The organism is Actinoallomurus acaciae (genome assembly GCF_042429965.1).
Classification (GTDB): domain Bacteria; phylum Actinomycetota; class Actinomycetes; order Streptosporangiales; family Streptosporangiaceae; genus Actinoallomurus; species Actinoallomurus acaciae.
This window is the reverse complement of sequence record NZ_JBHLZP010000369.1, coordinates 1-8,272: the sequence shown is the minus strand read 5'-3', so window position 1 is coordinate 8,272 and position 8,272 is coordinate 1. Positions and strand designations below refer to the sequence as shown.

Annotated in this window: 4 protein-coding genes; 1 reads left to right on the top strand and 3 read right to left on the bottom strand. The window is 70.7% G+C overall.

Features of this window, described 5'->3' with window-relative positions; genetic code table 11:
* On the top strand, positions 1-323 hold a 323-nt coding region (locus ACFFNX_RS34785; protein ID WP_378210161.1), incomplete at its 5' end, for an anhydro-N-acetylmuramic acid kinase.
* Here the strand turns inward: ACFFNX_RS34785 and ACFFNX_RS34780 are convergent.
* From ACFFNX_RS34780 to ACFFNX_RS34770, 3 genes are read right to left on the bottom strand one after another with little or no spacing between them, the layout of a single operon-like run.
* Positions 320-913: a hypothetical protein gene (locus tag ACFFNX_RS34780; protein ID WP_378210160.1), complete on the bottom strand. Its 594-nt coding sequence runs from the start codon at positions 911-913 to the stop codon at positions 320-322. The genes ACFFNX_RS34785 and ACFFNX_RS34780 overlap by 4 nt on opposite strands.
* 2 nt (positions 914-915) lie before the next feature.
* On the bottom strand, positions 916-1,455 hold the full coding sequence (locus ACFFNX_RS34775; protein WP_378210159.1) for a hypothetical protein: 540 nt from the start codon (positions 1,453-1,455) through the stop codon (positions 916-918).
* Between the two features lie 4 nt (positions 1,456-1,459).
* Complete coding sequence (locus ACFFNX_RS34770; protein WP_378210158.1) at positions 1,460-8,236, bottom strand: hypothetical protein; 6,777 nt, start codon at positions 8,234-8,236, stop codon at positions 1,460-1,462.
* Positions 8,237-8,272 lie beyond the last annotated feature (36 nt).

Genomic DNA, 8,272 nt, shown 5'->3' with positions numbered 1-8,272 from the left:
CGCCGTACGGCGTCGCCGAGGTGATCGCCTCCGGCGGCGGCACGGCGAACCCGGCGCTGCTGGCCGACCTCGCGGCCGAACTGGACCGCCGGGCGGGCGCGTCGCTGCGGACGATCGACGAGCTCGGCATCCCCTCCGGAGCGAAGGAGGCCTACGCCTTCGCCGTGCTCGGCTGGCTCACCGCGCACGGCCTGCCGGGCACCGTCGCCTCATGCACCGGGGCGACCGGCCCGCGCGTACTCGGCTCGCTCGTGCCCGGAGCCGACGGCCGGCTGCCCACGCCGGAACCCACGACACCGCCCCGCCGACTGCACGTGGTCTAACCCGCGTGGAGACGCTGGAAGGCCTCCAGGCTCCGCTCGCAGAAGGTGATGTCGTCCTCCAGCCGCTCGCGGGTGAAGCGCTCGGGGGACTCCCGGCGCGCGCTCGTGCCCATCGCGGTCCAGAAGGCGTCGTCCCCCAGCTCCTCGGCGTCGTCGGTGAGGAACTTGATCGCTTCGATGGTCGCGTCGCGGGCGAGACCCCAGCCGTCGACGATCGACCGGTAGCGCTCCTCGCCGGTCGGGTTCTCGGCGAAGAAGAGACTCTCGCGCCGTGCCCGGCGCGCGTAGATGGCGGCGACCTGGACCCACTGCCCGGCGTCGACCAGCTCCGAGACGCCCGTGCCGAACCGCAGGTCGTAGCGCCGCGCCTCGGCTTCGTCCGCGTAGCGTACGAGCACCTCGATCGGCGGGCCGCCGGCGCCCTCATAGCGCAGCGTCCAGGCGTCCGTGCCCTCGGTGAGGGTCGTCTGGTCGATGGTCTCGCCGAGGGCCTCGTCTCCCTCGGCCTCGGCCTCGGCCTCCGCCGCCGTCAGGCCGATGTGGACGTGGGCCTCCACGAGGGTCCTCGCGTACCGCGCCGGTTCAGTCACGCTTATGCTTTCTCCTCCGGATAACCTTCCGCCTGCTCACGATAGGCGGTCCGCGCGGCGAGCAGGCGGTCGATGGCGAACCGCGACGGCTCCGCCTCGTACACCTCCCGGCCCTGCTCGGACCAGAACGCCCCGTCGGGCACGGCGTCCTCGCCGGGCGGGATGAACTTCACGACCTCCTCGACCGCCGCCCGCGCGATCGCGAGCGAACGGCGCGCCTCATGGGGATCGTCGTCGGGCAGGTCACCGGTGATGAGGTCGGCCACCCAGCGCCACTGGCCCGCGTCGAGCAGCTGCGACGGCTCCGGCCCGCCGAACGTCGGGTACCCCTCCGGAATGATCTCCTGCTCGGGCAGGCCGAACCAGAACACCCGCTCTTTTCCGCATCCCTCGCACGTGCCCGTGTAGCGGTTCGCCAGCTCGCCGTCGACGACGGCCACCGCGCTGTCCCAGGTGGTGTCCACCGAGCCGCATTCGTCACAGGGATGCAGGTCGAGGTACAGGTGCGCCTCGTCCCTGCTCCGCGCCACCGCGAACGTCATCGGATCAGGCCCCCATGCCACCGGCGGCGCCCGCGCCGTCGCCGGACAGACCGCCGCTGTACGGGCTCTGTTGCGGCCCGGCCAGCCAGTCGCGTGGCACGGGCTGCACCTCGGCCGGTATCGCCACCCCTTGGTTCGCCAGCTCATGGCGGACCTTGTCCGCGAGGCTGCCCCGCACCGCCGACTGCTCGAACACCCTCCGCAGGTTGATCCCGTGGTCGGCGGCGAGGCGCATGAGCGGCTCGGGCAGGGCCGTGAAGGCGTCGGCGAATCCGCCGTCCGTCCACGGCTCCCCCGTGGGCAGCTCGTCCTCATTGTGCACCGTGCCGTCCCGGGAGACCCGGTAGCGGTGGGCCGGGGCGTCACCCTCATGGACCTCGACGAAGACGTCGCCTCCGTTCAGCTTGGCCCGCATGATGGCCCCGGTGAGCGCCTCCGCGCCCTTGCCGTCCTCGACGCGGACCTCATCGAACTTCGGACCGCCGGGCGACCGGCGGGTCCTTCCGGCGGACGAGGCCATGTCCCAGGCCGGGCCTCGCGGGTCGCCCGCCTCCTGCGCCTCCCGGGTGGCGTTGAGCTCGTGGCCGGCGAAGGTCAGGTGCACTTCGCCGTCCGCGGTCCGGTGGATCTGCTTACGGCCCTGGGAGAAGGCCATGTGGAAGGTGCCCTTGGCGGGCCCGAGCCCGGCGTGGTTCGACTGGTTGAACTCGCTCGTCTCGTGGCGGTGCCCGCTGTTGTCGGTGATGGTCTGCGACGCCTGCGCGCCGTTGGCCCGCTTGTATCCGGACCCGGTGGTGGCGTCCACGACCTTGACGCTGCCGCTGAGCGGCACCATGTGACCGACGCTGACGGACCCGGACGTCGTGTGTTCCCACCGGTCGACCTGGCTGACCTCGGCGCCACCGACGTCTTCGATCTCCAGGTTGTGCAGGTCGAGGTGGACGTTGGTGGTCGCCGTCCGGTTTCCGAAGTCGACGTGGAACTCATAGCCCTGCTCACCGACCATCCGCCGGAAGTTCATCGGCGACGTCCGTGCGATCGCCGACCACTGGTGGGCGAGTTGCCGTTCGACCTCGCGCTCGGATCCCTTGCCGAGCAGCTCGACGAAGTTGTCCCGCATGACGTTGTACGCATGCTCCGCCTCTACCCAGTGCACGTAGTACCGGTCGCCGACCAGCGGTACCGGACGCGGGTCGGCCGGCCGCGCGGGCGGGTGCTCGGCGGAGGGCGCCGACGTGGCGTCGGGATGCCCGGCCTCGGCAGGGCTGGACTCCACCGGCCTGAGCCATCGCTCCGGGACCCACCGTGTGATGTACCCCTCCAGCTCGACCGTGACGGGTTCGGGGGCCTCCGGTTGCTTCTTCACCTTCGTCTGGCCGGGCGCGAGGGGCTGCTGGTCGGCGGTGATCGTGAACTTGACGGCTTGCTTGATCTTGGCCATGCCCTCTTTGCCGGGCGGTGTGTCGCTGGTGTCGTACGGGCTGTACCGGTTGAGCTTGATCCTGGTGTCACCCACGTTGCGGGATTCGGACCGGCTCCGCCCGGTCGCGACCGTACCGTCGGAGCCGCCGTCGGCCGAACCGTTGGAGACGTCGACGTCGCCGCCGAGCGAATGGTTGTGGGTCGTCGTGTGGGTCTCGCCATCCCAGGTGTACGGCTGCTCGATGTGGACCACGTGGTTGCTGTGGCCCACCTTCACCGGCCTCCCGGTGAACCCGCCCTGGACCCGGACACTGACCTGCTGGCTGGAAACCGTGCCCTCGGGGCCTTTGACCCGGGTGGGGAGGGTCCCGCTGGAGCCCCACGGGTCGAACATGTTGTCGATGAGCCCTTCCCACGTCCTGCCGTCGAAGCGGTCGGACAGGCGCTGGCCCAGAGTCGGATCCGTCGACAGAGCCTGAGGAGAACGTTGTGAGACGGCGTTCAGCACGCCGTCGAAGACGCTCATCTTCTGGCCGTCCGGCCCGTGGAACTCATATCCCGCGATCAGGCTCGTCCCCACGGTCCGATCGACCATCGCGGGCAACGCGGCCTCCTGCCCCGTCGCCACGAGTCGAAGCGCGCCGGCCAGGGCGCGCTCCAGGGTGCCTGCCGGCGCGCTCTGCCCGACGCCCATGACGGCGGTCACCCTGTCGGCGAACGCCTCCGCCGTGTGGTCCTGCGACAACGCGGGCAGCGGCTCGCCCGCGCGCCGGGCCTCGCCGAGACGGGCGAGATAGGGGTCGACCTGCCGGGCCACCACCTGTGGGTCCGACACGAGGTTGTCGTCCAGGAAACGCTGCATCACGTCGGCCATGGCCTCCGGCGACAGCGTCAGCTCACCCTGCTCCTGCAGCTCCAGAGCATCGCTCTCCGACAACGTGTAGATGCTCGGGGCGTCCACGGTCACGTGTTCGGTCCACCCCGCGTCCGGATCGCTGATCTCCACGCGGAAACGAACGTTCGTCCAGTTCGGCACCTTCGGGTCGATCTCGATCTTCAGCCGTTCCTTACCCGAGGTGAGGCTCTTCGCGTGGCTGGTCGCGGTGTTGCCCGTCTTCTTGACGTCGGTGCTGCCGCCGTCCGTGAGGTCGGCACCGTAGTGGGCGGTCCCGCCCCCCGAACCGGTGGCGTTCCACCCGTTCGTTCTCCCCGTCGTCCTCGTCGTGCCGACCGCGGAAAGGTTGATCTTTCCGCTGACCTCGGTGATCTCGTCGAGGGGCCTCGACTCTCCCACCGTCCCGGTCACCTTGATCGTGTACCGCTTCGGCTGCATGCCGTGCGGGTCGGTGTTGACCGAGGTCTCCAAGCCGCGGCCGAGCCACCTGGCGGCGTTCCCGGGAGAGCACAGGCTCGTCTCCTTCAAGATGATCGCGATGCTCCCCGGCGGCCGAACTCCCCTCTCGCGGAACTTCTGCTGCACCTGATCGATCATGTCGCCGGTGTCGATCTGACGCCAGATCGCCTCGGCGGCCACCTTGTGCGACGTCGGCGGGGCCGCATCCACCGGCGCGGGGGGAGCCGGGGGCGCCGACGCGTCGTCACGCGGCAGCCAGTCGACCGGTATCTCGAGCTTCACGTGCCCGGACTCGGACCACTCACCGACCACCTTGCCGTCGGGGTTACGGAGTGTGTGGACGACCTCGTGGGTCAGCCCCCCGACCAGGTTCGGGGTACCGCTCTCAACGATGTCGACGTCGTTGATCATGACCGACTCGGTCGCGCTCGTGCTCGACTCGTGGTTGCCACCGCCGGAGACGCCGAGCTTCTCTTCGTCACCGGAGTGATGCTCGGCGGGCTTGTGGTCACCGGACACCTCACCGCCGCCGGTCACCGCCGCGGCCCTGGTCACGGTCCGGCCGTTGCTCTTGGAGTCGATGCCCAGCCCGACGTGGTTCTTGGCGGTGCTCACACCCTCGGGATCCCAGGTGTTGAAATCCGGCTTGACGTGAGTGGTGAGCTCGTACTCCTCGGGCGCCCCGTGCGGCGTGACGTGCTTCAACACGGTCTTGATGCCGCTCGCCTTGAGCGCCTGGCCGTACTCGGTGCGAACGCGGTCGGCGAGTTCCTCCAGCTTGCGCTGGTTCACCACCTGCGTCATGAGCTGCGCCTCGTTCGGCTCCTTCTCCGACGGCCGCGGCAGCCCGACCTCGTCGGTCTCCTGCGGCACGAGGCCGTGTTTCTTGAACGTGGGCATTCCGTCGACCAGGCCCTCGTCGACCCCGGTGATCTCCGATGCCCATCCGGGGTTGCCGCGTATCTGCCCCGGGCCGTCGCCGGTCCAGACCGGCAAGGCGGGCCTACGGCCTGGGGGCGCGCCCGGCACGGGGTCGTCGCGCAGCACCCGCGAGCCGTCGGGACGCCGGGCCACCTCACCGTCCGGCGTCTTCACCTGCGCCTCCACGTCGCCGGGAAGCCCATAACGAAGGGCCTCAGACTCCTCGAACCGGGCTTTGGCGGAGACCTCGTGCGTGATCGGCCCGATGACGCAGTTGCCCTTGACCGAGTAGATGTGTGCCTTCACCACGATGGAGCCCTCGGGGAACGTCTCCGCCACGGTGTTCCCCACGTGGCGGGCCACGGTCACCGGGATGTTGGTCCGGCCGACGTTCGCCGTCTCGGTGTGGGTGACCCCGCGTGATCCATCCAGTTTCGGCCCGAAGCTCACCGGGAACTCGCCGTGCCCCGGCAGAACGTCGATCGCCTTCATGAACGGGAGGATCGGGACGCTGACGGACACGCTGGTGGAGACGTTGTACACGTCGGACCCGGTGATGCCGCCGAAGCCGACCTCGACGACCTCCTTCCAGTCCGACTTGCTGGCCGCCCACGGCACCGCCCGGTCGACGTTGATCTCCGCGGTGGTCCGCACGACCAGGCCGGTTCCCGGAATGGGGCGGAGCGGACCCTTGTGGAGCGGACTCGTGGTGTCGGCCATCGCGCTAAGATGGCTCTTGGTCTCGGCGGTCAGAATGTGGCTCAGATGCTCGCGGGACTCGCTGTCCAGTGAGACGCCCGCGGCCTCCAGCTGACTGACCACCTTGCCGCGCCACTCGTCGAGACCGTTCATCTCGATGACCTTGCCGCGCGGCAGGGTCGTCTGCGCGCGCTCGCCGGGGGGCAGTTGGAGGACCTGCTCGTTCCGCGGGGGTTCGAGGGTGTAGGAGTTCGACACCAGGGCGGTGGCGGTCGTCACGTCACCGTGCGCGCCGGTCGTCACATGCACGACCGGTGTCTCCCGGCCGTCGGGGTGGACGACCCAGACGTCGTACTCCGGCACGCCCACTACCGCGGTGACCTTTCCTCCGCGGATGTTCACCACGTCGCCGGGGCGGGCGTCGTCCAGGAAGCTTCCCGTCTCGGACCAGCCGTGACCCTTCGTGTACTCACCGCCGGGCCCGAACAGCTTCATGAAGCCCTTGAACGCATGCGCGTAGTGGTTCTCGATGGGCACCAACTGGGCCAGCTTGCCCAGGTCGTACTCGAAACCGTCGACGGTGCTGTGGTTGGCCGTGGCCGCGTTCCACTGACCACCCTCACGGAAGCCGCCGCTGATCGTCTCTTTGGGCCGCATCTCCGGGTAGGGGTTCTCGACCGGGTGGAGAAAACGCATCCGGACACGGAGTTGGGTGCCGTCCACGCCCACGGGGAGACAGGCGCCCTCCTTCGACAGCAAGGCCTCCTGTTGCGCGCGCAGCTCGTGCTCGTAGCCCTCGGGGCTCAGCTGATGGCCGACGCCCTCCCCGGTCAGCAACGTGTTGCTGACGTCGGTGAGCCGGCCTCTCAGGGGCAGGCGGCCCGTGATGATGGCGTCCGGCCCCACGATGTCCGGCGACAGTGCGTTGTCCAGCGCCTTTTCGTACTCCCGGAACGCCTCCTCGGCCCGGCGGGCGAGGAGCAGTCCCGCGTCGGCGGACACCTTCGCCTGCGCCTCCGAGGGCGGGTCGGCGGCCAGGTTCTCGAGGTGGGACTCCAGCGCCCGGTAGGCCGTTCGCGCCTCCTCGGCCTTCTCCCGTGCCGCTTGGTACTTGTCGGCGATGTGCTCGTTCCGCGCCGCCTCGCGCGCCTCCTCCTCGGCCTGGCTGCGGGCGACGCGGGCGCGCTCCGGTGCCCCGCGGTCCGTCTCCCCGTCCGCCTTGGCGGCCGCCGCGTTCTGCGTCTCGACGTTCTGGTGCGCCTGGTGCGCCTGCATCTCGTGCACGCCGGCCCACTCCACGAGGGCCATGGTGTCGTCGCTCAGCGCCTCGGCCATCGCGTGCACGCGACCCGTCAGCTCCGACAGCGGGGTCGGCTGCGCGTAGCCGGGGATGAACCCGTCCGACCCGTGGACCCAGGGCGGCTCTGGCGGCGTCTGGCCAGCCGTCCCCAGATCGTGCGCCACCTGATCGATCTCGCCCGCGATGCGCGTCCGCTCGGCGGGGTCCGTCGCCTCCCGCCACTGGCGCGCCAGGTAGCGGTGGTCGTCGATGAGCCGGCGGACGTGCGCGTCGTTGCGTACGGCCTCGCGCACGTGGGAGGCCACCCGGCGGACCACGCCCTGGCCGGACCGGGCCGTCTCCGCCGAGGCCCGCTGTGTCGCCTCGCTGACGGCGTGTCGCAGCTGCGTCGGCAGCACCTCGCCCGCCTCGGCGACCTCTCCCGTCGGCAGACCCGCCGCCACCGCCGCCTCGCGCGTCATCGCCCACTGCGCGATCGCGAGTTCGGCCGGCTCGCCGCTCTTGCCCGGGTGGAACTCCGAGACGGTACCCGGCATCTTCCCGACCTGGGGCCTGATGTCGACCTTGACGTCCACGGTGCCCCAGTGCTCGGTCTCCACGTGGAGGGTCGTACCGTCCGGCGACCAGTGCCAGCCGGTCACCCCGCGGCCGAAGTCCGACGGTCGCAGCTGGTCCAGCGCCGAGTGCACCTCGTCCATGCTCAGGTACTCCGTGTGCGCCGGCCGGGCGATCCCGGTGCCGCCGTGGTGCGCGTGCGTGCCGCCCTGGTCGGGGGTGAGCTGGGACGGGTCCGCGGCGAGGTTCTTCGCCCGCTCGACGATGTCCTGCGCGTCGCCGTCCCGCAGGCGGGGCCGGAGTGTCCTGTCCGGGGGTGTCGGGCCGTCCTGTTCGAGCGGGCCCTGGCCGGCGTTCTTGTCTCCCAGGCGGACCTCGCGACGCAGGGCGGTGGTGACGGCTGCGTGCTCGGGCGAGTGCTCGGTCAGCCGGTTGAGGGCGTCCAGCGCGCCTTCCGTCGGCGCCTGGTGGGCGGCCCGGGCGATCTCGGCGCCGAGCCACACCGCCGCCTCGCCCCGCAGGCGTTCCATCGCGGCGCCGTCGGCGGCGCGTGCCGCCAGCCGGTG

Coding starts and splice junctions, on each gene's coding strand:
- ACFFNX_RS34775 (WP_378210159.1), bottom strand. CDS start 1,455: ATGACGTTCGCGGTGGCGCGGAGCAGGGACGAGGCGCACCTGTACCTC.
- ACFFNX_RS34770 (WP_378210158.1), bottom strand. CDS start 8,236: ATGGAACGCCTGCGGGGCGAGGCGGCGGTGTGGCTCGGCGCCGAGATC.